Origin of the sequence: Neorhizobium sp. T25_27, assembly GCF_002968565.1 — a bacterium.
Taxonomy (GTDB): Bacteria; Pseudomonadota; Alphaproteobacteria; order Rhizobiales; family Rhizobiaceae; genus Neorhizobium; species Neorhizobium tomejilense.
Genome location: NZ_PVBJ01000049.1, coordinates 1 through 386, shown reverse-complemented (window position 1 = coordinate 386; position 386 = coordinate 1). Strand labels below are relative to the sequence as shown.

The following is a 386-nucleotide window of genomic DNA, read 5'->3' as shown; positions in this document are numbered from 1 at the left end:
CCGAGCAGACTGCGCAACTCTTTGATACCCAGATTAAAAATATTGCGTAAATGGCGCATCATCCCTCCTGTTTTTTCAGCAGCAGGATACTTAAGCCCATCACCAGCGGGATGGCTATCAGTAACGGGATAAAAAGTTGCCACAAATCAGTCAGATCCAGCGCTTTCGAGAACGTCCCGCGGGCGATAGTCAGAAAATGACTGGTCGGGTAAACCTCGCCGATCCAACGTCCAGGCCCTTCCAGCGAAGCTACCGGATCGATCATCCCGGAAAACTGTGTCGCCGGGATCAACGTGATAATCGCCGTTCCGAAAATGGCGGCAATCTGGCTTTTCATAAAGGTGGAGATCAGCAGCCCCATTCCGGTGGCAATGATGATATACAGC

1 protein-coding gene is annotated in these 386 nt (G+C 51.3%); it reads right to left on the bottom strand.

All coding sequences use genetic code 11. The features are described from left to right. Positions 1-58: 58 nt before the first annotated feature. On the bottom strand, positions 59-386 hold a 328-nt coding region (locus C5J24_RS31665), incomplete at its 5' end, for an ABC transporter permease (RefSeq protein WP_172724213.1).